This window comes from Virgibacillus sp. 6R (genome assembly GCF_001895305.1).
In the GTDB taxonomy this organism is placed as follows: domain Bacteria; phylum Bacillota; class Bacilli; order Bacillales; family Amphibacillaceae; genus Virgibacillus; species Virgibacillus pantothenticus.
Genome location: NZ_CP017762.1, coordinates 2,161,897 through 2,187,925, shown reverse-complemented (window position 1 = coordinate 2,187,925; position 26,029 = coordinate 2,161,897). Strand labels below are relative to the sequence as shown.

Below are 26,029 nucleotides of genomic sequence, written 5' to 3'. Positions count from 1 at the left end.
TATACTAAGCGTAAATGAGGTGAGAATATGCAACGTTTAATTTTTGAATCGGCCTGGGACAGAACCATTGATGCTAGAGATCGGGAAAGAATAAAACATGTTTTTGAACAAGCAAATGAAAAGGACAAGCCGCTTCGCCCATTTCTATTACTAAACCAAGCGCATAACCATCTTGGTGATTTATTAATAACGGTACTTATTCAAAATGGTCTGGAAACAGATTGGATCCTTCATAATCAAACATTGACTTATTACGAAGCAAACACTCCAATTGCAACGGAAACATTTTCTGACAAAAGATTGGCTATTCCTAGTAAGTGCAGTATGCCTTGGACGTTTATTTTTCCTAAAAAGACAATGCAACAAGAGCCAAATTTCAAAGAAGGTAAGTTGCGAAGTACATCACTAAACGAAATCTGAATTTTGAAGCTGTCGTATTTTTGAGAAGGAAAATGGAAGGCTTTAAGCAATAGATAACCGCAACTGGTGATAAAAGGTATTAAATAAGCTATCTCTATTTATCTGTAAGCAACAGAATTTGCAGGAAAACAATAGGTAACTGGAGAAGGAGGATACGATGGATAAGCGGACATTAGTTATGAACATGGATTTAAAGGAAGCACATGTAAATAGGATACAACAAGCACTTCCAAATTGGAGAATAGTCGCGAACAAAGAATTGGAAGAAGTAAGGGACGATTTAAAAGAGGCGGAAATTATCTTACACTGGAAAAAGGCGATCGAGCCTATTGTACTTGCCGAAAATAAGCGTCTAAAGTGGGTACAAACATGGAGCGCTGGAATTGATAACCTTCCATTAATCAAGTTGCAACAACATAATGTTCTTGTAACGAGTGCAAATGGTGTTCACGCTTATCCCATTTCGGAAACTATTTTTGCACTAATTTTGGGGCTCACTCGAAAAATTCATACCTATGTTAGGCAACAGCAAGAGAAAAAATGGTACCATGCACGTTTAAAACAAGAAATTCATCATAAAACAATTGGAATCATTGGTGTTGGGGCCATTGGATTGGAAACAGCTAAAATTGCTAAAGCATTTGGAATGAAGGTACTTGGTGTACGCCACTCGGGAAAGCCTACCGATTACGTTGATCAGATGTACAAGCCAGAACAGCTCGATCAAGTACTTTCCCAAAGTGACTTTGTTGTGATTACATTACCATTAACCGACGCAACGAGAAATATGTTTACAGCTACCCAATTTAAACGGATGAAGGATTCGGCGATACTAATCAACATTGGTCGAGGTGCTATTGTAAACGAGGGAGATTTGCTTCAAGCCTTACAGCAAAATGAGATCGCAGGTGCAGGATTGGATGTGTTCGCCTCCGAACCCTTACCTGCGAATAGTCCGCTATGGGAGATGGAAAATGTCATCGTTACACCCCATACGGCAGGCTCAACCGAGCATTATGACGAGCGCGTCATCGATGAAATCTTTCTGCCTAATCTACAACATTACCTCAAAGGGGAAATACCAACAGTCAATCTCGTTAATTTTGAAAAGGGGTATTAGATAACGTGGCTACCCCTTATAAGGGGATAGCTACCATTATGTAAAGAAAAGGAGAAGTAGAAAAAGATGCATTTACTATGGGACTTTGATGGAACCCTTATCAATACATATCCGAGTTACACAAAGTGTTTCAAGCAAGTTTTAACAAAAACGGCAACCGAGAATGAAATTTATAGGCAGTTAAAGAAGTCCTTTTCCCATGCGATCGCATATTTCCAAATGACAAAGGAACAGGAGGTAGAGGTGCGTCGTCTTGTAGATAACATGAAGCCAGAGGAGGTGGAACCATTTCCCGGCTTAGAGGGAGTTTTGCAGGCAGCAGAGGTAAATGTCATAATGACACATAAAGATCGTAAAAATGTGGAACGCATCTTAGGCTACCACGGATTAACTTCTTATTTTAAGGATATGGTCACGAGCGATGACCAATTTCCACGTAAGCCAGATAGTTCCTCCTATGCTTATTTACACAACAAACATCAAATTGATGTAGCGATAGGCGATCGAGAAATTGATTTGCTACCGGCCAAGGAATTAGGCATCAAGACGTGCAGCTTTCAAAATAAGCAAGCTGATGCAGATTTTCATATAAGCAACTATCATGCATTCTTGGATACGGTTAAGCTATAGCACCTATTTTAAAAAGGAAGGGAAATAAAGATGCGCTGTAAGTCATCTCTTCCTTTTATAATGATAGAAATGATGGAATGAAATAACACTTGAGCTGTTTGATTGCTAATAAAGCTATAATTTGCTATATGTATGAAAAAAACATCTTTCCTTCATCCTAAATATACGTTACTATTTATTAGTACGGATGTTAATAGGACATAGAAGATAGATATAATGTAGTCCTCTTACTTTATTAAAATACGTGAGGACTACCATTTTTAACAGTATAAATGTGAATTATTTCACATTAAACAGCTTTATTACAGCATAAAACAAAAGGAGTAATCATAATGGAAAGTCAACCAATCGAACAAGCGGTAAATCTTGCTTTAAAAAAGAAAGCATTACTAAATACTTCACTTATAAAATATTTGCTAAAAGCAGCTTTAGCAGGTGTATATGTAGGGATAGGATTAATACTATCCTATAGGTTAGCAGAAGGTTATTTTGATATTCATTCACCTACTGCAACGATAATGGCTTCCATTTTTTTTGGAGTTGCCCTTGTGTTGATTATTTATGGTGGCGCGGAATTATTTACTGGTAATACGATGTATTTTACGATGAGTACGCTACGAAAACAGACAACCGTTAAGGACACATTGCAAAATTGGCTGGCTTGCTATAGTGGAAACTTAATCGGAGGAATTTTCTTTGCCTTATTAATTGTTGGGACAGGATTATATGCTTCAGCAGAGGACAGTCATTATTTAATGAAAACAGCTGCTGCCAAGATGGATTTAAGTATATGGGCACTATTTTTTCGGGGGATTTTATGTAATTTAATCGTCTGTTTAGCTGTTTGGATTCCGATGCATATAAAAGGCGATGGCGCCAAAATATTAGTGACAATGCTTTTAGTGTTTGGTTTTGTTGCTTCTGGATTTGAACATAGTGTAGCAAACATGGTAACTTTTTCGCTGGCGTTAACAGCACCTCACCCGGAAACGATTACCTTCCTAGGAGCGATTTATAATCTAATCCCTGTGACGATAGGAAATATTGTTGGTGGCGGATTCTTTTTAGGCGGTGTCTATGCTTATTTAGCCTCACCTGATAAACAGTATAAACAGTCAAACCGAGTAGCGGGGGAAAGAAAACTTGGGTAAAGGCTTGAATAAGGTGAGTCCGAAGATAAAGCCATGAACATAAGCAAAAGGTGATATACTAAAGAGCTAAAATAGTTGCACGTGCATTTTATTACAGTGCAAAAAATGGCTAACAGATACATCATTTGACGTTTGTAACATATGAACAATAAGCCGCATGAACTAGTTGGGTGGTACTTTGATTCATGTGGCTTATTTTATAAAAGAACTTGGTCCAACCTCTATCGCTGTAAGAGAAGGCATCGGCCCCCCGCTCGTGACAAGCGCTCTTTAGCTGCCTCCGCTACTTGCTGCGGCTTGACTCTTTTCAATCGCATTGACACCCATGACGACAACAATGAATTCTTCCATCGATAAACGATCTGTATGGTTTATGAGTTCATACGCAGGAGAAGAAAAAAAGCTACTGACACGAGTGAAGGAAGCTACTATTTCCCGTTCCTGCTCACCTGTCATTGTGAATGTTTTGGAGAAAACAGGTGAGGTAATCGTGTATTCATGTCCATTCTTTAAGGTATACGTGTACTTTTTTTTAAAGGAAAACCAGTTCGCTTTTAACGTTCCGATTATTTCTGCAGTTGCATCGATGACAACCCATTGACTAGAAAAGGAGCTTTTAAACTTTCCTTCTGCAAGCCTTGTGCCTTGACTATCATACACGTTAATACTAGATGAGAAAGCTGTTTTTAAATCTAAGTCACCGATTTTTTCATTATGATGGTTCCTAATTGCTGTTCTTCCTGCTGAAAAAAAATTATCTTCTATATAGATCTTGTTCTCCATATGATCCTCCCTCTATTTTAGGGCTTCGACCTGTATACCACGCAAACGTACGTTGGACCATGTCAATGGGGATATTATATAAGGCATTGACATGAATGGGTTTGCTGCGATTTGTTGTTTCTATGTCTGCCAGACCAAAGCGTTTTTGAATTAAATTTTGCTCAAGCTTAAATTCAATGATTTTCTCGCGGGTTGTAATACTTGTTGTAATGAAGAAACCTCCTGTTCGGATTTGCAATATTTCTCCATGAATCAAATAGCAGGTAAAATAATAATCTAGTATTCTTGATGCAATCGTTAACAGGAACAAAATAATCGAGACTGGCCACCACTTTGGAAAGAAAATGACAATTATGGCTGTACCAGTAATCCAAAGCAATGGGATTTGACATATTCTTGCAACTAAAGATTTCTTCGGCAGCTGCTCCATACCCGCTTTTATTGCAAATTCAGGCAGTATTTCCTCAATCATGTGGTGAGCTCGATTTATTGGTAAAAAGGGATAAAGTGAGTTTATTTCTTCACCGGAAAGGTCAACGCCACCAGCACTGATTAGCTTTACCTCTGCTATCCGAAGCATACGTTTTAACAATGATTGTTCAATATGAGCGGCTTGCACATTTTGCTTGCGAATAGAAAAATGCTGCTCATTCCATACCCCTTTACGAATATATATCCTCTCTTGGTCAGAGGAAATCTCATAGCGTCCATATTTTAAATATGTGCGAACTAATCCAAATCCAATCGCGATTATAATAAACATAAAAATAAGTACACTAAGCCAAAACCATGATTCTCTTAGAAAATGAAAAATCTTTTCACCTGTTTCTGATAAGTCATATACTTCATCAATATTACTCAGCAGTGAAGCTAGTACAGGAATGAGTAATAAGTAGCTAAAGGATAATGCAGATGCTTTTAAAACATCTTTTTTAGTAGGGTTAAAGTGAACAATTCTTTTATCTTTCATAACAGGTTGAGCGTTGGAATCAGCCGTTTCTGTTTCATTTGTTTCTGTTGTTTCAGGCTCCTGACCTTGCTGTTTTGTATAATAATCCAAAACATGTTCGATCTGTTCTGCTTCTTGCTTCGAAATAGCGGTAAAAGTAAATGATGAATCCTCATCTTCTGCACCCGTTTCTAACGTAAGTGCTGTTAAGTTAAGTGGTCGTAAATAAAATGGTGTATTTGTCTGGACATTTTGTATGCGATCAAAAGGGATTTGATGCTGTTTTCGTGTAAAGATGCCTTGTTTTATTTCAATAAAGCTCTCGTTTACGCTATACGTTGTGCGCCACCATGTTATGATTACCGAGAAAACTTTATAAATAAGATAGACAAAGAACAGGATTCTACCTATTTCAACCCATGTTGCCGTGGAAGATAAATTAATTACAAATAAGAAAATAAATATGAAAAAAATATCTTTCAATGAGGCAATAAAGGATACGAGCATCATCATTGGGTGCATGCGTTTATTTGTTTCCATTAGTTCTCCACTTCCTTAATTTTGGCGAGTGCAGCGATTTCATCACGAATGGTTTTTGCTTCATCCTCCTGTATAGCAGGGATTTCATGGGTAGACGCCATTGTTCCAATGGAAACACTAGATAGTCCATACTTTCGCAAAATCGGACCTTGCTTTAAGCTGACATATTGAATTTTCGTCATCGGTATAACTTGATGTTCCATATTCCATTTTCCGTGCTTTAGTTGAACAAAATCCTTGTTTATTCCATAACGCCAATACTTTTGTAGTAGAATCGGTTCAAAAAACACGCTCCAAATAGCAGAAATAATATCAAGTCCCAGTAATATCCATAATACGTAACCAATCCAACCATACCATTCAAAATTGGCATGAAGGGTAAGCAATACGATGATAATGATTAAGAAAATAAAATGTCCAATCGTGTTGGTGATACGCCATACGTTAATTGCATGTTGTGAAATTTTCTGTTTTGGTTCTTCTATATGTTGGTACATAAAAGCTCCCTTCCTTTACGGTGGTGTATTGCGAAGTTTTTCCTTAAAAAATGAAATGTGACATCGTTATGGAAAACATGGATTTGTTTGGAATTTGTTCCTATCTATGTAGTACGTTGTACGTTTTAAAGAGGGATTTAGTTTCGAATTTATTATTAGTATCTATGTTATGTGAAGGTAATACTTAAGGTTTTTGTTTTCCTTATAAGTCTTTCTATACCATATTAATTTGTTTTGTCCTTTCATTAATCACTCGTCAAGCGCCTGCTTACATGTAACAACTAATTAAAAATTGCTTCAATGGTGAATTGTAAAACCAAAGCTTTAAAATAAGGTATTATTTTAAATATTAACTTGATCATTAGCCTAATTGATGAGTTAAATGATAAAAAATATTGTTACGAATCTAAAGGGTGGACAGAAGGGAAAGTGTGTTTTGGGTGAATCCAAAAATGAATGAGGCATTTTTCAAGCATCAGAAATGGCTAGAGAGTAATTCAAGAGGATGGATATTTTTCTCAGATCTGAATCCATCTTCTTTGGTAAAAGGTGGAAATCATCTTTAGAGCCCAAACACCTATATAAGGTGCGACGGTTCGGGTTTTTAACCGTTCCCCATTCATTCAAATATTTCAATCCACGCACCTACATAAGGTGCGACCTTTAAAAAATTAAAATTAGGAGGATTTTACATATTTCAATCCACGCACCTACATAAGGTGCGACGATGTAGAGTTTCAATCATTATTTTTTAGGGGTATTTCAATCCACGCACCTACATAAGGTGCGACAGCGATTTTTGCTCATAAAATCCTATTTTATGGATTTTTTTGATATCTATGGGCAAAAATAAAGTCATTTTAAATTTGAATTAGCAAACTTCCTAAAAAATCACCTATATTATTCCATTTAAATGGTGCGAAACCCCCGGGAAATTCATGTGCACTTGGGGTTCGCACTAAAATGTAATAAGTCCTTCTAATGATTATTGTATTACAGTTTAGAAGGATTTCAATAATTTTATAGTATTCGAGCCAAAAAATTAGTGATATATACTTATTCTTACATAGAAAACAGAAATAGTTTATGATACAATTTACCTAAGAACAGTATGACATTATTTTCCTATCTAACGCGAATAAAATATTAATGATGGGCTGTGATTACTTGGATTTTATTGCGCATATTCGACAAAGTGACAGCGAAGTACAAACAGTAAAAGATCACCTGTTAGAGGTGAGGGAATTGGCGGAGCAGTACGGCGAGCCAATAGGTATAAAGCATTTATGTGGACTTGCCGGCTTGCTTCATGATTTTGGAAAATATAGTAATGAATTTAGAGAATATATTATTGCTGCTATAAACACCCCTGAAGACGCACCTAAAAGAGGTAGTGTTGATCATTCTACTGGTGGAGCAAAACTATTATATGAGTTATTACACACAAAAAATATGACACCTGGCAAAGCGCTAGTAGCTGAGGTAGTCGGTAATGCTATTATATCCCATCACTCTTACCTACATGATTTTTTAACCCCTGAACTAGAGTCAAAATATTTAAATCGGGTTCGTGACAAGCCTTTACATGAGTTTGATCAAATGGTAGAGAAATTTTTCGTGAATGTTATGAATGAGAACGATTTTGACCAATACATAGAAAAAGCTATCCAAGAGTTACTCCTAATTATTCAAAGTGTTCCTAAGGAGGACGCTGAACAGCAGTTAATGTTTATTACGAAGTTTGTATTTAGTGCGCTTATTGATGCGGATCGCACGAATACAAGGTTATTTGAAGAAAATAAAACACTATCAAGAATGGATCATATGGCATTGTTTGAAAAGTATTACAAACGATTACATGAAAAAATAACGATATTTCAAAACCATCCAAATGCAAATACACCAATTAATCAATTGCGTTCGAAAATGTCAGAGCAATGCGAAGTAGCTGCGGAAAAAGAGTCTGGCATTTATACGCTATCTATCCCTACAGGTGGAGGGAAAACATTAGCTAGTTTGCGATACGGTTTAAAGCATGCATTGTTACATCATAAAAAGCGGATTATTTATGTTGTTCCGTTTACTACCATTATTGAACAAAATGCGGAAGAAGTGCGAAGCATATTAAAAGATACAGAAAATATTTTGGAGCATCATTCGAATGTTATTCTAGATGATGATGATAACGATGAATATCTAGACGGTACTGTGACAGAAAAACAGAAGTTGAAATTAGCGAAAGATAATTGGGATGCACCGATTATTTTTACAACAATGGTGCAGTTTTTAAATGTTTTTTATGCAAAAGGAAGCAGGAATATTCGTCGTCTGCATCATTTAAGTGAAGCTGTAATTATCTTTGATGAAGTGCAAAAGGTACCTGTGAAATGTATTTCGTTATTTAATGAAGCTCTTAACTTCTTAAAAAACTATTGCAAATCTAGTATTCTGCTTTGTACGGCAACGCAACCGGCGTTAGATTTTGTGCAAAATAAACTAGAAATTCATACAGACGCAGAAATTGTTGAGAATTTAACGGATGTGGTTGATGCTTTTAAACGAGTGGAAATTATAGACAAAGCAACCGATAAAGCAGTATCAACTAATGACTTAGTTTCGTTTATTGATCAACAGTTAGAACATGTTCAAAGTGTACTAGTTGTGTTAAACACGAAAAAAGTTGTGAAAACGCTCTATGAGAGATTGCAACAAAATAGAAGTGATGAAACCCATATTTATCACTTAAGCACGTCCATGTGTGCGGCGCATCGAAATGATATCTTAAGCAAATTGCGAGAGGACTTAGATAATAAGATTCCGGTTATTTGTATTAGTACACAGTTAATTGAGGCTGGTGTGGATATTAGTTTTGATTGCGTGATAAGATCTCTTGCTGGTTTAGACTCGATTGCTCAGGCTGCAGGACGTTGTAATCGACATGGTGAAAAGGATATTCAACAAGTGTACGTTATTGACCATCAAGAAGAACAGCTAAAATTTTTAAAAGAGATTGAAATAGGTAAACAAATCACACGACGTATTTTAATTGATATGAAACGTAATCAAAATGAGCATGGGGGCAATATCCTCTCGCCACAAGCGATGGAACGCTATTTTCAGGAGCTTTACTTAGCATTTGCTAATGATTTGAATTATTTCATCCCCGCTTTAAAGAAAGATATGATGGAGTTGTTAACATCTTCAAAGGATAAATTCAGCTACGTGCAAGCATACAGAAGTAAGTATAATGCCGAGGTTCCGTTATTTATTACAAATAGCTATCGAACTGCTGCCGAGCACTTCCGTGTCATAGATAATCAGACAACTTCAGTCATCGTTCCTTATGAGCATGGGGGAAAAGAAATTATCACAGAGTTGAGCGGCAACATATCCATGGAAGAATTAGCGCGAATTATGCGATATGCGCAGCATTATACAATTAACCTTTATAAATATGAACTTGATTTAGTCATGAAAAATAACCGGTTAGTATCTTTCTTTGATGGAAAAATTTATGCATTAGCAGAAGGTGCCTATAGTAATGAATTTGGGTTTGATGTGGAAGGCGATAGTGCGGATGAGGTGTATATGATTTAATAAAGGCAACCTATCTCATATATCAATTAATAAAGAGATAGGTTTCTGTACTCAAATAAAACAATATATATTTCAATCCACGCTTTAATGCGGCATTATTTTATTATAACATATATAGAAATGAAAATATTAGTTCATATATTGTTTAATTATAAGATAGATTTGATTGAGATAATATGAGTTAATATAAATTAACATATCAATTTTTGGTAGGAAAAGCGCATATTCTACTTAAGTATTGAACTAATTTTATGAAGTATTTAATTAACAATAGAAGTTGTTATATTGCAGATAGACAAGGAGAAAATTAATTGCAAAGAATTAGAAGAACATTTACAGATGAATTTAAAATTAAGATTGTAAAGCTTTATGAGAGCGGTAAAACTAAAAAGGATATTATCAGCGAACATAATCTATCTCTATCGACTTTAAATAATTGGATTAGGCTTTATAAAAATCCATTTATCAAAAATAATTGGGATGAAAATGAAATAAATGAATTATATAAGGAAAATCAACGTTTGCAATTAGAAAACTCAATTTTAAAAGAAGCAGCAATTATTTTAAGTAGAAAATAGTTATTTAGAAGCACAGTTTAATTTGATAGGTAGAATATGCGTGAATGATTTATTTCCTCGTATGAGATAACTTTAGCGTTTATATTTTTAATAAGTTTTAATTGAAAGGGGGTGAACGAATGCGAAATGCAATTGAATTTGAAGTGTGGGGAGACTATGCGTTGTTTACCGATCCGCTTACGAAAATAGGTGGGGAAAAATTGACTTATCAAGTGCCTACATATCAAGCGTTAAAAGGGATTGTGGAGTCAGTCTACTGGAAGCCGACCATCGTTATGATCGTAGATGCTGTACGAATTATGAACCCGATTCAAATGGAATCAAAAGGAATTCGCCCCATTGAATATAAAGGTGGGAATACGTTAGCTAACTACACGTACTTAAAACAGCCAAGATATCAAGTAAAAGCCCATTTTGAATTCAATCTCCATCGACCGGATATGGCTTTTGATAGAAATGAGAACAAGCACTACAGCATTATGAAGCGGGCTTTAAAGGTCGGAGGAAGAAGAGATGTGTTCCTTGGTGCTAGAGAATGCCAAGCGTATGTCGAACCGTGCGTCTTTGGTGAAGGGGAAGGATTTTACGATAATTATGAGGAATTGCATTTTGGGACGATGGTACATGGAATTAATTATCCAGATGAAACAGGGGATAACCAAATGGAAGTCCGCCTCTGGAATGCTGTGATGAAGCATGGAGTAATCACATTTCCGCGCCCTGAGGAATGTAATCTTACGCGTCCAATAAAACAAATGAAGGTAAAGCAATTCAATGAAACAAATGTACAATCGGCTGATGCATTACTTAATGAGTTAGGAGGTGAGTAAATGAGTTGGCTAAATCAATTATATGAAACGTATGAAGCAAATTTGGATCGTGTCGGTGAAATTGAAAAAACAAGGGGCAATAAAAGCTATACATTACTACCGATTTCTCATACGACACAAAATGCGCATATTGAAGTTACTGTAACAGAAGATGGGGAGTTCCATTCAGCCATTGTTTTGGATAAAGTGAATACGTTAATCCCTACTACGGAAAGTTCTGCAAGTAGGTCAGGGTCCAAAGTAGCGCCGTATCCACTCCATGATAAATTAAGCTATGTCGCTGGAGATTTTGTGAAGTATGGCGGAAAAATTAAAAAAGAAGAGCCATTTGCTAGTTACATAGAACAATTAGAAGACTGGGCAACATCGCCGTATGGGCATCCAAAAGTAAAAAGTATTTTTAAATACTTACAAAAGAAACAATTAATTAAAGATTTAGTTGCTGCAAACATCATTTTTTTAGATGAACAAAATCAGTTAATCGGAAAATGGAATAAAAAATATGAAGCATTACATGGAGAAAAGCCGGCAGTTTTTTCTGCTATTACCGGCGGACAAGAGAGCGCTTTTGTTCGTTTTAACGTGTATTCTCCAGCGAAGCATTTAACCGACGTTTGGGACGATAAAGAAGTCTATGATTCGTTTATTAGTTATTATAATAATTTAGTTGGGGAAAAGGACATTTGTTTTGTAACAGGAACATGGCAAGCAAGTACGGAAAGACACGCAAATAAAATAAGGCATGCTGCAGATAAAGCGAAACTAATATCCGCAAACGATACAAGTGGATTTACGTTTAGAGGTAGATTTAAGGAAAGCATGGAAGCAGCAAGTATTAGCTATGAAGTTTCGCAAAAAGCGCATAACGCTTTGAAGTGGTTAATTTTACGGCAAGGCTACATGATTGATGAACGTGTTTTTCTTGTATGGGGAAATGACCAATTACAAACAGTTATGCCAATTGATGATACGTATTCGATCCATCCAACTGCAGCTGTTGTTAAGGAAAGTAAGACAAACACATTAGATCACTTTGCGAATGAAGTCGCTAAAGCATTTGCAGGATACAAACATGACTTATCGACTACATCCAATGTAACAATATTAATTCTCGACTCGGCAACGACTGGGAGACTAGGAGTATTATACTATCGAAATATGAATAAAGAATTGTATTTACAAAGATTAGAACATTGGCATTCAACGTGTGTTTGGGAACATCGCTATCGCAAAAATGATGATGGAAAGTTTGTGAAGTTTTTTGGAGCTCCGGCGACTAAAGATATTGCATTCGCCGCTTATGGTACACGAGCAAGTGAAAAAATCGTTAAAGATTTAATGTCGAGAATGCTACCGTGCATTGTTGATAACAGAAAAATACCAACAGATATTGTAAATAGTGCATTTTATCGTGCGTCTAACCCAGTCGCCATGGAAAAATGGGAGTGGGAAAAAACATTAAGTATAGCATGTGCGTTAATTAATAAAAGGGAGGGATTGGATGTGGCTTTAGATCATGAATTGAATGATCGTGATTATTTATTCGGTCGATTATTAGCTTTAGCAGATGTATTAGAAAGAAGGGCATTAGATCAAGATGAGACGCGAGCTACCAATGCGATTCGTTATATGAATGCATTTTCTAAACATCCTGCTCGCACTTGGAAGACACTTCAGGAAAGTATACAACCATATCAAGCGAGACTTGGGAAACGAGGCAATTATTTAGCGAGCCTAATCGATGAGGTCGGGTCAAGGTTAACAATTGAAGATTTTAACGACAAACCTTTGTCTGGAAAATATTTACTAGGATTTTATAGTCAACGTAGAGATTTGTATCAAAAAAAGACAGTAGAAAATAATAGCGAGGAGAATGGAAATGACGACATTAGATAAAAAAATAGATTTTGCGGTAGTTTTATCTGTGAACAATGCTAATCCCAATGGTGATCCATTAAATGGAAATCGCCCTAGACAAAATTACGATGGGCATGGAGAAATTTCCGACGTTGCCATTAAGCGCAAAATTAGAAATCGCTTGTTAGATATGGGTGAGAACGTTTTTGTGCAGTCGAATGATTATAAAGTAGATAATTTTAAAAGCTTAAAAGAACGTGCTGATGCTCATGAAGAACTTAACAAGGCTTCAAAAGCAAAAGATAATGAAGCATATGCTAGATTAGCTTGTGAAGAGTGGATTGATGTACGCAGTTTTGGTCAAGTTTTTGCTTTTAAAAATGTAGATGTATCTGTTGGTGTTCGCGGACCGGTATCTATTCATACAGCGACAAGTGTTGACCCCGTTGATATTACGAGTATGCAAATTACAAAAAGTGTTAACTCCGTTACTGGGGACAAAAAAGGTTCGGATACAATGGGGATGAAACATCGAGTTAATTTTGGATTATATGTATTTTATGGAAGTATTAATACACAACTAGCTGAAAAAACGGGCTTTTCAAATGAAGATGCTGAAAAATTGAAACAAGCACTCGTTCATTTATTTGAAAATGACGCTTCTTCTGCTAGACCAGATGGCAGCATGGAAGTTCATCATGTTTATTGGTGGGAGCATAATTCTAAATTAGGACAATACTCCTCAGCTAAAGTACACAGAACAGTAAAAATTGAACCAAAAGTGGAATCACCTAAGAGCTATGATGACTATTCCATCACTGTGAAAGAATTGGACGGGCTGCCTGTAGAGGTAATGGATGGTAAATAAAGAAGAAGCCTTTTTAATGCTATCTGGAATACAACATTTTGAATTTTGTCGCCGACAATGGGCGCTCATTCATATTGAGCAGCAATGGGAAGAAAATGGGAAAACAATTGAAGGGCACTACTTACATCGTAAAGCAGATGAGCCGATGATCCGTGAAAAGCGCGGAAATAAATTGATTATCAGAGCTTTGCCAGTAAAATCAAAAAGCTTGAAAATTAACGGTGTTTGCGATGTGGTAGAATTTATTCAACATTCAAATGGTATAGAAATTCACGGGGAAGAAGGGAGACATCTTCCTTTCCCTGTGGAGTATAAACGAGGTCGACCGAAGAAAGATGATGCTGATATATTGCAACTAACAGCTCAAGCGATATGCTTGGAAGAGATGCTACTTTGCCAAATTGAGAAAGGATATATGTATTATCATGAAATCAAGCATAGAGTAGAAGTTCCTTTTACCAATTATCTCAGGCAAAAAGTAAAAGACATTTCGGCTGAGATGCATGACTACTATCAAAGAAGACATACGCCAAAAGTGAAAACAGGTTCCTTTTGTAAAAGCTGTTCACTTCAGCATATATGTTTGCCGAAGCTAATGAATAAAAGATCGGTAAAAAGTTATATTGAAGGGAAAATAAACGAATGAGGAAGCTTCTTAATACACTTTTTATTACACAGCCAGATGTTTATTTGTCGTTGGATGGAGACAATATTGTCTTATTAAAGGAACAAGAAAAATTAGGAAGGTTGCCTCTTCATAACCTAGAATCAATTGTATCGTTTGGATATACAGGTGCAAGTCCTGCTTTAATGGGGTACTGTGCAAAACGTAATATCTCTTTAGTTTTTATGACAATTAATGGGAGTTTTCTTGCTAGAGTTATAGGAGAGAGCAAAGGAAATGTTGTTTTAAGAAAGCGCCAATATCAACTTTCTGAAGATGAAGCCCAATCAGCTATTATAGCCAGCAATTTTATTGTAGGAAAAATTTTCAATCATAAGTGGATGATTGAACGAATGACTCGGGATTACCCCTTGCGAATTGATTTAGTAGCTTTTAAAGAAGTATCAGCGCAATTATCAAATATGATGCAGGAAGTAAGAGATTGCCATGATTTAGAAAGTTTAAGAGGGTGGGAAGGGCAAGCAGCGTTTAGCTATAATAAGATATTTGATCAAATGATACTTCAGCAAAAGGAGGACTTTTTCTTCCATTCCCGTTCAAGAAGACCGCCTTTAGATAAAGTGAATGCCATGCTGTCATTTGCATATACATTGCTTGCGAATGATATGGCAGCAGCATTGGAGTCCGTTGGTCTTGATGCATATGTTGGATTTTTACATCGCGACCGTCCCGGAAGAGCTTCTTTAGCTTTGGATGTGATGGAAGAATTAAGGGGGATTTATGCGGATCGCTTTGTTATTTCCTTAATCAATAAGAAGGCAATCAAAGAGGGGGATTTTCTACATAAGGAAAATGGTGCGGTGATTATGACTAATGATGGAAGGAAAAAATTTCTATCAGCTTGGCAAACAAAAAAGCAAGAGAAGATTACCCATCCTTACCTAGGTGAAAAAATAACATGGGGTTTAGTTCCCTATGCTCAATCTCTATTATTGGCACGTTATCTACGGGGGGATTTAGATGAGTATCCACCATTTTTATGGAAGTAGGCGAAAAAAATGTTAGTACTAGTTACATATGATGTCAACACATCAAGTAATGGTGGCCGAAAGCGGTTACGTAAAGTGTCGAAAGTATGTCAAAATTATGGGCAGAGAGTGCAGAATTCAGTTTTTGAATGTATTGTAGACGATGCACAGTTCGCTGCTTTAAAAATTCAGCTAACAGGATTAATAGATGAGGAAAAGGATAGCTTACGCTTTTACCGATTAGGAAATAACTACAAAACAAAAGTAGAACATATTGGTACAAAGGAAGCAATTAACTTAGAGGATCCCTTAATTTTTTAGTGCGAACCCCAAGTGCACATGAATTTCCCGGGGGATTCGCACCTTTTAAATGGAATAATATAGGTGGTTTTTTAGGAGGGCTTGCTAATTCAAATTTAAAATGACTTTATTTTTGCCCATAGATTTCACAAAAATCCATAAAATAGGAGTTTATGAGCAAAAATCGCAGTCGCACCTTATATAGGTGCGTGGATTGAAATTATCCTAATGTTGTAATTTACTTTTTTCATTTCTGGTCGCACCTTATATAGGTGCGTGGATTGAAATAATATGAAAGAAGCACCGATACTATCCTTCGGTGGTCGCACCTTATATAGGTGCGTGGATTGAAATACTGGTATCAATACAACACGAACTATCGAGTCAGGTCGCACCTTATATAGGTGCGTGGATTGAAATTTCAGATTTTGTAACCATAAATCAGGCTAGGAGAATGGTTAGCCTGATTTACATTTGATATTTTTTCTAATGCCTTTATATTTTCTGATTGGCATACTTCCAACCCCTAGGAATAAGGCCATTTTTCTTTTAGCATGTCCATAAATATTGCTACATTTTGTTTACTTTTCATAATAGGTGAGTAAACGCAGGAAAACATTCGTTTGAAATGGATGTCCTTGAGCTGTAATGTGGTGAGCTGCTCTAATTGCACATCTCGTTCTATAACACTATGAGACAATAATGACAGTCCCATTCCCTTAATCACGCTTTCTTTTACTCCCTGATTGCTACTGATCGTGAGAAATGATTTAACTTGTAATCCGTTGGAACGAATCACATGCTCTAAATATTCTCGGGTCCCAGACCCCTCCTCACGGGAAATCCATGATTGATTTTGCAAATCTGAAGTGGTTATCTCTTCTTTTTGAGATAGTTCATGGGAAACAGGTGCAACTACCCATAATTCATCCTTCATAAATGGCTGTACGACTAGCTCTTTATCACTCGTTTGCCCTTCAATAAACCCAATATCCACTTGGAAGTGCTTCACCTGCTGTACGATTTCCTCTGTATTTCCGATGACTACTTTTAATTCAAGCTCAGGATAGGCTGCATGTACATCTACAAGTAAATCGGGCAAAATATATTCCCCAATAGTAAAGCTAGCACCGATTTTTAAGCACCCTTTTACAATCTGTTGCTGCTCTAAAATATCTCGCTTTGTTTGCTCATAAATACGGATAATCTGTTTTGCTCGTTCATATAGGATGGCTCCAGTTGGTGAAAGCTTTAATGATTTACGCGAACGGACAACTAATTCCGTTTCTAGCTCACGTTCAAGGTTCTTTATATGTAAGCTGACACTTGGTTGTGAAATATGTAGTATTTCTGCTGCTTTCGTAAAATTCTTAACCTCTGCAAGAGTAATGAATGTGCGTAATGCGTCGTAATACATACAATCAGCTCCTTGTTTATTAAAAACATTAATAATAACAATTACTTATATGTATTTTACTAATAATCAGTCGTTCGATAAAGTAAATGTAAGAGAACGAAAAGGAAGTGACCATGATGGGGAATACGGTTGGACAAAAGAAAACGAACCGTATAGCATTTTTTCAAGGAATCGGGATTACATTAATTATAGCTATCATAGCTAATTATGCGGCTAAGTTACCCTTTTTATCGATTATGGGTCAGCTTGTGATTGCGATTATAATCGGAATGATATGGAAGCAGGCAATTGGAGTTCCAAGCCATTTACAAAAAGGGGTGACATTTTCCAATAAAAAGCTGTTACGTTTAGGAATTATTCTATTAGGCATGAGGTTGAATTTGATAGATATATACCAGGCGGGAATCAGTGTATTTTTGATAGCAGCAATTTGTTTGGTATTTACATTGTTCGTAGTTTATGGATTAACAAGGTGGTTTGGTGTAGGAAAACGTTTAGGCATTTTAACTGCTTGTGGCACAGCGATTTGTGGTGCTGCAGCGGTCGTTGCAGTTGCTCCGCAAGTGAAGGCGAAAGATGAGGAAACCGCAGTTGGCGCAGCTACCGTTGCTGTTTTAGGAACGATTTTCACCCTGATTTACAGTGTCATTTACTCCATTTTAAATTTATCACCTACAGGCTATGGTATTTTTACCGGAGCTACACTTCACGAAATAGCACACGTGATTGCTGCTGCTGATGTTGGTGGGAGTGAAGCGGTGGACTTAGCGGTAATTGTTAAATTAACGAGGGTGGCATTATTAGTACCTGTCGTGATAGTAGTTGGTTACATGTTTCAACGAAGTGGAGAAAGTACGAACAAAAAAGTATCGATGTCCATTATTCCATGGTTTATATTAGGTTTTCTTGCAATGAGTGGTTTTAATACACTTGGTATTGTGTCAGAATCTGTTGCAAATACGATTGTCACAGTAGCATATTTATTAATTGCGATGGCGATGGCAGGGCTTGGTTTAAATGTTGAACTAAAGACATTTCGAAGATTAGGAATGAAATCATTTGCAGCGGGTATGGTTGGATCTGTTTTGCTCGTTATATTAGGCTACTCGCTTGTTATGCTATTTCAGTTAAATTAAGCGGCAAAAATGATATATCAAATGTTGATCTTGGATTATAATAAAAGCAAATGGAAATAGAAGGAGATTTCGTAATGACAACAGAAAAGGAAAAAATGATAGCAGGTGAATTATACAATCCATCTGATCAAACGTTAGTTCACGATCGTGAATCTTGCCGTATGAAAACGCGGTTGTTTAATCAAACTTTGGAAACGGATTTAGAAGAGCGAAAGAAGTTACTACAAGATTTACTAGGCTCTACCGGAGAGGATATATATATAGAGCCAACGTTTCGTTGTGACTATGGGTATAATATCTATATTGGTAATCATTTTTACGCCAATTTTGATTGTGTTATGCTTGATGTTTGTAAAATAAGAATTGGCAACAATTGCATGCTTGCACCTGGTGTGCATATTTACACTGCAACGCACCCGTTGGATCCGCATGCAAGAAACTCAGGGAAAGAGCTTGGCAAACCTGTTACGATTGGTGATAATGTATGGATCGGCGGGAGAGCAGTTATTAATCCAGGTGTAACAATTGGTAATAATGCTGTAATTGCCTCTGGATCTGTTGTAGTAAAAGATGTACCGGCAAATACTGTAGTTGGCGGGAACCCAGCTAGGGTGTTGAAGAAAATCCGGACACCTAATAATGTTTAGCGTTTTTTGGGTATAAAGTATTTAATTTATTGGCACTGTTATTATTTACATATAATTATGTCACTGTTTGAAAATATGCCACATCAAATATAAACTGGGGCATGTGTAGCGTCTATTTGATAAAGAGGTGCATATAGTGTTGTAGAACCTTTAGATAGGAGGTTTTACAATGCGGCATCAACGAGAAACAACATCATGCTTTCCTGATGGATACCGTTGGTGTGGTCCTGGTTGCAGTGGACCAGGTGAGCCCATTAATGATGTAGACGCTATTTGTAAAGCGCATGATATGTGTTACCGCCGTTCTAGAGATTATTGTAAATGTGACAAAGCATTTCTCGAACATATGCGTTTAAAAATCGACCCTCGAACAGCGAAAGGAAGGCATGCCCGTACCATGTATAATTATATGAGATTGCAAAGCTTATTTACTTGTGGGTTTAGAAGGTTTTAATAATGTTTATCTAATAACCATGGGGCGTACCCCATGGTTCATTTTAGGTGATAAAATCAGGAAATGCAGTTTGCAAATACAAATGCTTTAGAATAGAATCTTTATCTTTAAACGAAATCAAATAAGCGAGACATGAAATTGTGAACTTCGGCGAAAAAGTTGTGAACAAATTATCGTGTCCACTTGACAGACGTCGGTGCAACTTTCCTGTGAACTCCGGCGAATTCCTCGTGAACTCGAGCAATTTTCCTTGAACTTCCAATGTATATGCTTTTAACGTATAATAAAAATAGTTTAAACGTTGGGAGTAAAGGAAGGTAATCTATGACAGAGGATAATATAACACGAATATATATGGATGATAAGGAATATATCCTGATTGGTACGGCCCATGTCTCCAAACATAGTGCGGAACAAGTAAAAGAGGTCATAGAAGCGGAGAACCCTGATGCAGTATGTGTAGAGTTAGATGAACAGCGATATCAATCCGTTAAAGACGATAATAAATGGAAGAACATGGATATATTTAAGGTGATTAAAGAAAAGAAGGCTTCCTTGTTATTGATGAATTTAGCTATTTCTTCTTTTCAAAAACGAATGGCTAAACAATTTGGCATTAATCCAGGTCAAGAAATGATTCAGGGTATTGAATCAGCGGAACAAGTGAATGCAAAGCTTGTGTTGGCGGATCGTAATATTCAAATTACCTTTGCTCGAATTTGGAATAATATTGGGCTAAAAGGTAAAGCAATGCTGTTAACCCAAGTGATTGCGAGTATTTTCAGTAAAGAAACGATATCTGAAGAAGAACTGGAAAAAATGAAACAGCAAGATACAATCCATACCATTTTACAAGAGTTTACGGATTCGTTTCCAAGGCTAAAAAAGCCTCTCATTGATGAACGAGATCAATATTTAGCTCAAAAGATTAAAGAAGCGCCTGGGAATAAAATTGTTGCCGTGCTTGGTGCGGCACATGTGCCTGGGATTAAAGAGCAAATTCAAAAAGATCATGATTTAAGTAAATTACGAGAAGTCCCACCAAAATCAAAATGGCCCAAAATCATCGGTTGGTCCATCCCTGTACTTATTTTGGCGATTATTGCATATACCTTTTATGCTAATCCTCAAGCAGGTTGGGAGCAAACATTAAGCTGGATTATCTGGAATGGCGGGTTATCCGCGATTGGTGCGTTGATTGCCCTTGGGCATCCGTTAACTATTTTAACTGCACTTATAGCAGCGCCGATTACTTCATTAAATCCATTGCTTGCAGCTGGATGGTTTGCTGGATTTGTGCAGGCATATGTTAAGAGACCTCATGTGCGGGATTTTGAGACGCTGTCAGAGGATGTATTTACAGTGAAAGGTTTTTGGCGCAATAAAGTAACGCGAGTTTTATTAATCGTAGTGTTAGCAAATATTGGTAGCTCCTTAGGGACGTTTATTGGTGGGGTAGATGTAATTCGTGTGTTTTTAGAAAATTTATAGGGATAAGCTAAGCCCAACAGTTGGTTCGAGACTGTTGGTTTTTTTCGCAGAATAAGAAAGTATAAACTTAGGTGCTTATGGATAATGAAATAACCGAATAGTCACGTCCAGCGCATGAGCCCAGCAACTAGGCGACTTCACGAATCGCCCTACGATAAGTCATCATCGGTTCGTCACTAAGAGGGAGGCCGACTAAAACCGGGCTTGTCGCTCAGGCGTCGGCATATCCCTGTTTTTAGTGGCATGATTCCTAAATCTTTAGTTGATTCGTTCCATTCGCTACGTTGTTAAACGGTCGCCCGCGCCTTTGTTCTGCTGTAAAAAAGCTGTATTGATTGAGCATTGCATGAGAAAACGCGTGTTAGAAGTAAAAGGAAATCTGGTAAAAAAGGGTAGTTTCCCAGGCGCATGTTGTTTAGACGGCGACTTGATTTTCGGTGTTCTGTAAACCGTTTATAACCATATCGGGCTGTGCAACCAAGCGAGAGATGGTAAACTTCTTTGCTTCATCGTATCTTTTGTATTTTCTGTGATATACTTACTAAAAAACCGTTCGTAACAATCACTGATAATGTAACAATAAAAAGCTGTTTGAGACTTCATGAATTTTCTTTTTTGAACGGGAGATAGGTAGCTTGGCTATTTGTCATTCCTTCACAGTAAAAACGCTCTTTTTTTCAAATATAAAGATAATGGACGTTGTGCCATAGAAAAATCATTTGACCAAGGTAGATGTACTACGTATCAAGACAAGCACACTAAGATTGTTAGATAGTCAAATTCTTATGTATAGTGCCCAGTTTAAACTTAAACATCCACAAGGTTAGTAAGGAGGTATCTGGATGCCTGTAGATAAGGAAATGCAAATTATTGACGATATAATGGAGAAAATCATTACGAAAGCGATGAAACCTGGTGAAAAGATTCCCTCAGAAAACAAGCTGGCAGATCAGCATAAAGTGCCGCGTATTACTGCTAGAAAAGCTTTAACAACCCTAGAAGCACGTGGCTATATTTATTCAGTACAAGGGAAAGGGCGATTTTTAAAGGAGACATCCAAGCCAATTCAGTTGCACTTAACAGGAAATAGCAGTTTTACTGATAAAATGAAACGAGCAGGATACCGTTTGACAACCAAAAATATGTACTGTAACAAAATTAATTATGATAGTAAAATTTACGATACGCTACAGGCAAATCGAGAAGCAGCGATTTATAAAATTGGTCGCCTGCGATTAATTGATGATGAACCTATAGCGATTCACCAATCGTTTGTAGATCAGGATCGGTTTCCGAATATAGCTCACGAAGGGTCGCAAATATTATCCATGTTTGCTTATTATCGCCAATTCGGTTATGAGGAATTTGCGAGTAAGCATTCCTTATTAAGTATTACGTTTCCCACTTCTTATGAACAGGAGCTGTTATCATGTAGTAGCATGGTTCCTCTCATCGTGCTGGAAACGGACTGTATTGATAGAAAGACTAAGAAAGTACTGGAATATACGAAAATACTGTATCGAAGTGATAAATTCAAATATGATATTACGTCAGAAGGAAGTCGGTGAGGTCTATCTGGACCTTTCCGATTTTTTTGTAAGATAAGAAAGCATAAAATGAGGTGCTTATGAGTAACGAAATAACCGAATAGCCACGTCCGGCGCATGAGCCCAGCAACGATGCGACTTTAGAAATGCGCCCTACGATAAGTCATCATCGGTTCGTCGTTAAGGGGAAGGCCGACTAAAAACGGGCTTGCCGCTCAGGCGTCGGCATACCCCTGTTTTTAGTGGAATGATTCCTTTATCTTTAGTTGATTCGTTCCATACGTTCCATTCGCTACGTTGCTAAACGTGCGCCCCGCGCCTTTGTTCCACTATAGGAAAGTATAAGATTTTAGGCTTTATCTTGCATATAAGCTATTGTAAAGACTCCGATTTCAAGGGTTGGTGACAAAACTTGTCCTGCACTAAGTCTAAGTGGAAATAACAGTACCTAAACACCGGTTCGTTTAGAAATATTGAGGTTATATCCGCATTAATTATTAGAATAGAGTTAAAATTGTTAATTTTATGTAAATTAAGTGGTTTTCATATTGCTTTTTCACTAAGACTACTACATAATGATTTTAGTGAATACTGTGTAACATTTAAACATACCTCATATTTATAAAAAAAGCTAGAAAAATGTACATATTGTCGATGAAATAGTTCTGAATAATCAGATAAAAATACGTAAACGGAGGATTTGCAGTGAATATTACTTTGAACAATATTTCGATGCAATTTGCAGAGGTGACAGCCGTAGATCGCTTATCTGTAACTATTGAAGAAGGGAGTTTAGTTTCCTTACTTGGACCTAGTGGTTGTGGGAAAAGTACCACCTTGTTCATGTTAGCAGGGCTATATCAACCGACTTCAGGTGAATTATATTTTGGTGAACAGTTGATGAATAAAGTGTCGCCAGAGAAACGACAAATTGGCATGGTATTCCAAAATTATGCACTTTATCCACATATGACGGTTTTAAAAAATATTATGTTTCCATTGAAAATGGCCAAAGTAGCTAAAAAAGAGGCAAGAGAAAGTGCGATAGCGATGGCTGAGCTTGTGCAAATAGGGCATCTTTTAGAAAGAAAACCCAGCCAGTTATCGGGAGGTCAGCAGCAACGCGTTGCAATCGCAAGAGCGCTTGTGAAAAAACCTAAATTGTTGTTATTAGATGAACCATTATCTAATCTGGATGCTAGACTTCGTTTAGAAATGCGTGAAGAGATTAGGCGTATACAACAAACGATAGGGATTACTACGGTTTTCGTAACACATGATCAAGAAGAGGCCCTCAGTATATCCGATAAAATTTTATTAATGAAAGATGGTAAATATCAACAGTATAGTGATGCGAGAGAAATTTACGAATATCCACAGAATGAATTTGTAGGTCGGTTTTTAGGCAATCCGCCTATGAATCAATTACCTGCTGTATTAGAAACAAATAAACAATTCGTGAGATTAGAAGACACAGATCAGCGAATAGCGATTACTAAGCAAGTAACGCGTGAAGTTGAACCACAGGAACAAGTTATTGTTGGAGTAAGACCTGAGGACTTATTTGTACAGTCAGAAAATGAACAAGGGGGGATCACAGGAGAAACAATGATGGTAGAGCGGATTGGCAGAGACAATCTGTTAAATATACAAGTTGGTAAACGGAAGATAAGGGCTATTGTATCACCAGATACAGAAGTTACGATTGGAAAAAAAGTTACGCTAGGTATCCGTCCTGGATATTGTCATTTATTTCATGCGGATACTGGAGAAAGCTTGCTGATGGACGAGCCTATTCATTCAGCACTGAAGGAGAGGGTGACATGCTGAATGAGAAACCAACATGGGAAAAAACATTAAAAGCAGGTTTGTATTTGTTACCTGCTCTTCTCATTATCGGTGTATTTAACTTATATCCAATTGTTAAATCATTCTTTATGAGCTTTTATACAGATTACGATTATTTTGAAGACACGGTTTACGAACGTGGCTTGGATAATTATACGTATATTTTTACAGATGAAGCATTTTGGGAGTCCATGTCTAACACGTTTATTTATGTCCTAGGTGTTGTGCCAATTTCAATTGTATTATCTTTAGGTATAGCGATTATGTTAAATCAAAGTATTCGGTTACGAGGATTATTTCGAACTATCTATTTTATTCCATTTGTTACATCTGTTGTTGCCGTATCCATTGTATGGCGATGGATTTTTCATACGGAATACGGTGTTTTAAATTATTTTTTAGGCTTTTTTGGAATAAATGCGATTGAATGGCTAACGGATCCACAATGGGCGATGCCATCATTAATCATATTGGCGGTGTGGAAAGGGCTGGGCTATAACATCATTATTTTTTTAGCGGGCTTACAGAATGTCAGTAAACAATACTATCTAGCTGCCCAGATTGATGGTGCTTCTAAATGGGAAAGATTCAAAAATGTTACAGTTCCACTTATTTCGCCGACAACATTTTTTATTTCGATTGTTTCCATTATAAATGCATTTAAAGTGTTTGATGAGGTTTTTGCTTTATTTGGTGGTCAGCCTGGTCCAGCGGGAAGCGCACAAACCATTGTTTATTATATTTTTAATCGTTTTTATCAGGATTGGGACTTTGGAGTAGCTTCTGCTGCAGCATATATGCTTTTTCTAGTCATCTTCGTTTTCACTTTAATTCAACTGTATGTTGGGAAGAAAAAGGTTAATTATTAGCAAGGAAGGAGTAGATTGTATGGTGAAAAAAGAGGCAATGTCAAAAGGGTTTATTTACATTTTATTAACGCTCGGTGCTATCCTCATGCTCCTTCCATTTGCTTGGATGATTAGTACATCATTAAAGTCGGCAAATGAGGTTATGATTATGCCGCCAAAATGGATTCCAACCGATATTCAATGGGAGAATTATACCAAAGCTTTTGAAGTTGCGCCATTTGCACGTTATGCCTTCAACAGTATTGTTGTGTTGGTGCTTAGCACACTTGGAGAATTAATTACAACCATTTTAGCTGCCTATGCTTTTTCGCGCATTAATTTTTATGGGAAAAATATTGTTTTTGCGGTGTTGCTCGGGACGATGATGGTTCCAGGAGAAGTGCTATTGACACCAAATTTTGTAACGCTTGTGCATCTGGGCTGGATTGACCAGTATGAAGCATTAATTGTCCCTTGGATTGCGAGCATATTTTCTATCTTTCTATTGCGGCAGTTTTTCTTAAGTATTCCTGAAGAGCTTGCTTATGCGTCTAAAATTGATGGCTGCAATGACTTTAAATTTTTGTGGACAATTATGGTACCACTTGCAAAGCCGGCCCTAATTACGATTACTTTGTTAAAAGCGATTGGAAGCTGGAATGCGTTTCTATGGCCGTTAATTGTTACGAATTCGGAGGAAATGCGTACACTTCCTGTCGGTTTAACGGCTTTTAGCACAGAGACAGGGACGGTTTATGAGCTATTGATGGCAGCTTCAACGATGATTATTTTGCCAATGATTATCTTATATATTATTTTACAAAAGTACATCATTGAAGGGGTAGCAAAAGCGGGCGTAAAAGGATAG

Annotated in this window: 24 protein-coding genes; 20 read left to right on the top strand and 4 right to left on the bottom strand. The window is 36.9% G+C overall.

Going from position 1 to position 26,029, the window contains the following annotated elements; translation table 11 throughout:
- Positions 1-27 precede the first annotated feature (27 nt).
- From BKP57_RS09890 to BKP57_RS09875, 4 genes are all read left to right on the top strand, one after another.
- Positions 28-420, top strand: a complete 393-nt coding sequence (locus BKP57_RS09890; RefSeq protein WP_050350727.1) for an SLAP domain-containing protein — start codon at positions 28-30, stop codon at positions 418-420.
- 157 nt (positions 421-577) lie between these two features.
- Complete coding sequence (locus BKP57_RS09885; RefSeq protein ID WP_050350728.1) at positions 578-1,540, top strand: D-2-hydroxyacid dehydrogenase; 963 nt, start codon at positions 578-580, stop codon at positions 1,538-1,540.
- A 66-nt stretch (positions 1,541-1,606) separates the two neighbouring features.
- Positions 1,607-2,170 (top strand): HAD-IA family hydrolase, encoded by a 564-nt coding sequence (locus BKP57_RS09880; protein ID WP_050350729.1) that lies wholly within the window; start codon positions 1,607-1,609, stop codon positions 2,168-2,170.
- Positions 2,171-2,502: 332 nt separating this feature from the next.
- Positions 2,503-3,321: a formate/nitrite transporter family protein gene (locus tag BKP57_RS09875; RefSeq protein WP_050350730.1), complete on the top strand. Its 819-nt coding sequence runs from the start codon at positions 2,503-2,505 to the stop codon at positions 3,319-3,321.
- A gap of 270 nt (positions 3,322-3,591) precedes the next feature.
- On the opposite strand, the gene BKP57_RS09870 is transcribed toward BKP57_RS09875, so the two are convergent.
- From BKP57_RS09870 to BKP57_RS09860, 3 genes are read right to left on the bottom strand one after another with little or no spacing between them, the layout of a single operon-like run.
- A complete protein-coding gene (locus BKP57_RS09870; protein ID WP_072741455.1) occupies positions 3,592-4,104 on the bottom strand; it encodes an LURP-one-related family protein in 513 nt (170 codons plus the stop codon).
- A complete protein-coding gene (locus BKP57_RS09865; RefSeq protein WP_072741454.1) occupies positions 4,076-5,593 on the bottom strand; it encodes a PH domain-containing protein in 1,518 nt (505 codons plus the stop codon). Before BKP57_RS09865 ends, BKP57_RS09870 begins: the two co-directional genes overlap by 29 nt.
- Complete coding sequence (locus BKP57_RS09860; protein WP_050350733.1) at positions 5,593-6,090, bottom strand: PH domain-containing protein; 498 nt, start codon at positions 6,088-6,090, stop codon at positions 5,593-5,595. Before BKP57_RS09860 ends, BKP57_RS09865 begins: the two co-directional genes overlap by 1 nt.
- A gap of 1,167 nt (positions 6,091-7,257) precedes the next feature.
- On the opposite strand from BKP57_RS09860, the gene BKP57_RS09855 reads away from it, so the two are divergent.
- The 8 genes from BKP57_RS09855 (at position 7,258) to cas2 (ending at position 15,794) form a co-directional block, all read left to right on the top strand.
- A complete protein-coding gene (locus BKP57_RS09855; protein ID WP_072741453.1) occupies positions 7,258-9,687 on the top strand; it encodes a CRISPR-associated helicase/endonuclease Cas3 in 2,430 nt (809 codons plus the stop codon).
- Positions 9,688-9,998: 311 nt separating this feature from the next.
- Positions 9,999-10,265, top strand: a complete 267-nt coding sequence (locus BKP57_RS09850) for a transposase (RefSeq protein ID WP_072741452.1) — start codon at positions 9,999-10,001, stop codon at positions 10,263-10,265.
- 119 nt (positions 10,266-10,384) lie between these two features.
- A complete protein-coding gene (cas5c, locus tag BKP57_RS09845) occupies positions 10,385-11,095 on the top strand; it encodes a type I-C CRISPR-associated protein Cas5c (protein WP_072741451.1) in 711 nt (236 codons plus the stop codon).
- On the top strand, positions 11,096-12,991 hold the full coding sequence (gene cas8c, locus BKP57_RS09840; RefSeq protein WP_072741450.1) for a type I-C CRISPR-associated protein Cas8c/Csd1: 1,896 nt from the start codon (positions 11,096-11,098) through the stop codon (positions 12,989-12,991).
- On the top strand, positions 12,975-13,820 hold the full coding sequence (cas7c, locus tag BKP57_RS09835) for a type I-C CRISPR-associated protein Cas7/Csd2 (RefSeq protein WP_072741449.1): 846 nt from the start codon (positions 12,975-12,977) through the stop codon (positions 13,818-13,820). The genes cas8c and cas7c overlap by 17 nt, the downstream gene beginning before the upstream one ends.
- The gene (gene cas4 / locus BKP57_RS09830) at positions 13,810-14,466 is read left to right on the top strand and encodes a CRISPR-associated protein Cas4 (protein ID WP_072741448.1); all 657 of its coding nucleotides are present in this window, start codon (positions 13,810-13,812) and stop codon (positions 14,464-14,466) included. The genes cas7c and cas4 overlap by 11 nt, the downstream gene beginning before the upstream one ends.
- Positions 14,463-15,494, top strand: coding sequence for a type I-C CRISPR-associated endonuclease Cas1c (gene cas1c, locus BKP57_RS09825; protein WP_072741447.1), 1,032 nt, complete (start codon positions 14,463-14,465; stop codon positions 15,492-15,494). The genes cas4 and cas1c overlap by 4 nt, the downstream gene beginning before the upstream one ends.
- A gap of 9 nt (positions 15,495-15,503) precedes the next feature.
- Positions 15,504-15,794 carry a CRISPR-associated endonuclease Cas2 gene (cas2, locus tag BKP57_RS09820; protein WP_072741446.1) on the top strand — a complete coding sequence of 97 codons (291 nt, stop codon included), beginning with the start codon at positions 15,504-15,506 and terminating at the stop codon, positions 15,792-15,794.
- 505 nt (positions 15,795-16,299) lie between these two features.
- Here the strand turns inward: cas2 and BKP57_RS09815 are convergent.
- The gene (locus BKP57_RS09815) at positions 16,300-17,190 is read right to left on the bottom strand and encodes a selenium metabolism-associated LysR family transcriptional regulator (protein ID WP_072741445.1); all 891 of its coding nucleotides are present in this window, start codon (positions 17,188-17,190) and stop codon (positions 16,300-16,302) included.
- Between the two features lie 116 nt (positions 17,191-17,306).
- Between BKP57_RS09815 and BKP57_RS09810 the strand changes: the two genes are divergently transcribed.
- The 8 genes from BKP57_RS09810 (at position 17,307) to BKP57_RS09775 (ending at position 26,029) form a co-directional block, all read left to right on the top strand.
- Positions 17,307-18,326, top strand: a complete 1,020-nt coding sequence (locus BKP57_RS09810) for a YeiH family protein (protein ID WP_072741444.1) — start codon at positions 17,307-17,309, stop codon at positions 18,324-18,326.
- Between the two features lie 74 nt (positions 18,327-18,400).
- Positions 18,401-18,973 carry a maltose O-acetyltransferase gene (gene maa, locus BKP57_RS09805; RefSeq protein WP_050350736.1) on the top strand — a complete coding sequence of 191 codons (573 nt, stop codon included), beginning with the start codon at positions 18,401-18,403 and terminating at the stop codon, positions 18,971-18,973.
- A 169-nt stretch (positions 18,974-19,142) separates the two neighbouring features.
- Complete coding sequence (locus BKP57_RS09800) at positions 19,143-19,427, top strand: phospholipase (protein WP_050350737.1); 285 nt, start codon at positions 19,143-19,145, stop codon at positions 19,425-19,427.
- Positions 19,428-19,751: 324 nt separating this feature from the next.
- Positions 19,752-20,918 (top strand): TraB/GumN family protein, encoded by a 1,167-nt coding sequence (locus BKP57_RS09795; RefSeq protein ID WP_072741443.1) that lies wholly within the window; start codon positions 19,752-19,754, stop codon positions 20,916-20,918.
- An 842-nt stretch (positions 20,919-21,760) separates the two neighbouring features.
- The gene (locus BKP57_RS09790) at positions 21,761-22,486 is read left to right on the top strand and encodes a GntR family transcriptional regulator (protein ID WP_050350739.1); all 726 of its coding nucleotides are present in this window, start codon (positions 21,761-21,763) and stop codon (positions 22,484-22,486) included.
- Positions 22,487-23,170: 684 nt separating this feature from the next.
- A complete protein-coding gene (locus BKP57_RS09785; protein ID WP_072741442.1) occupies positions 23,171-24,295 on the top strand; it encodes an ABC transporter ATP-binding protein in 1,125 nt (374 codons plus the stop codon).
- Entirely contained in the window at positions 24,289-25,182 is an 894-nt protein-coding gene (locus BKP57_RS09780; RefSeq protein ID WP_050350741.1) for a carbohydrate ABC transporter permease, read from the top strand. Before BKP57_RS09785 ends, BKP57_RS09780 begins: the two co-directional genes overlap by 7 nt.
- Before the next feature lie 19 nt (positions 25,183-25,201).
- On the top strand, positions 25,202-26,029 hold the full coding sequence (locus tag BKP57_RS09775; protein ID WP_072741441.1) for a carbohydrate ABC transporter permease: 828 nt from the start codon (positions 25,202-25,204) through the stop codon (positions 26,027-26,029).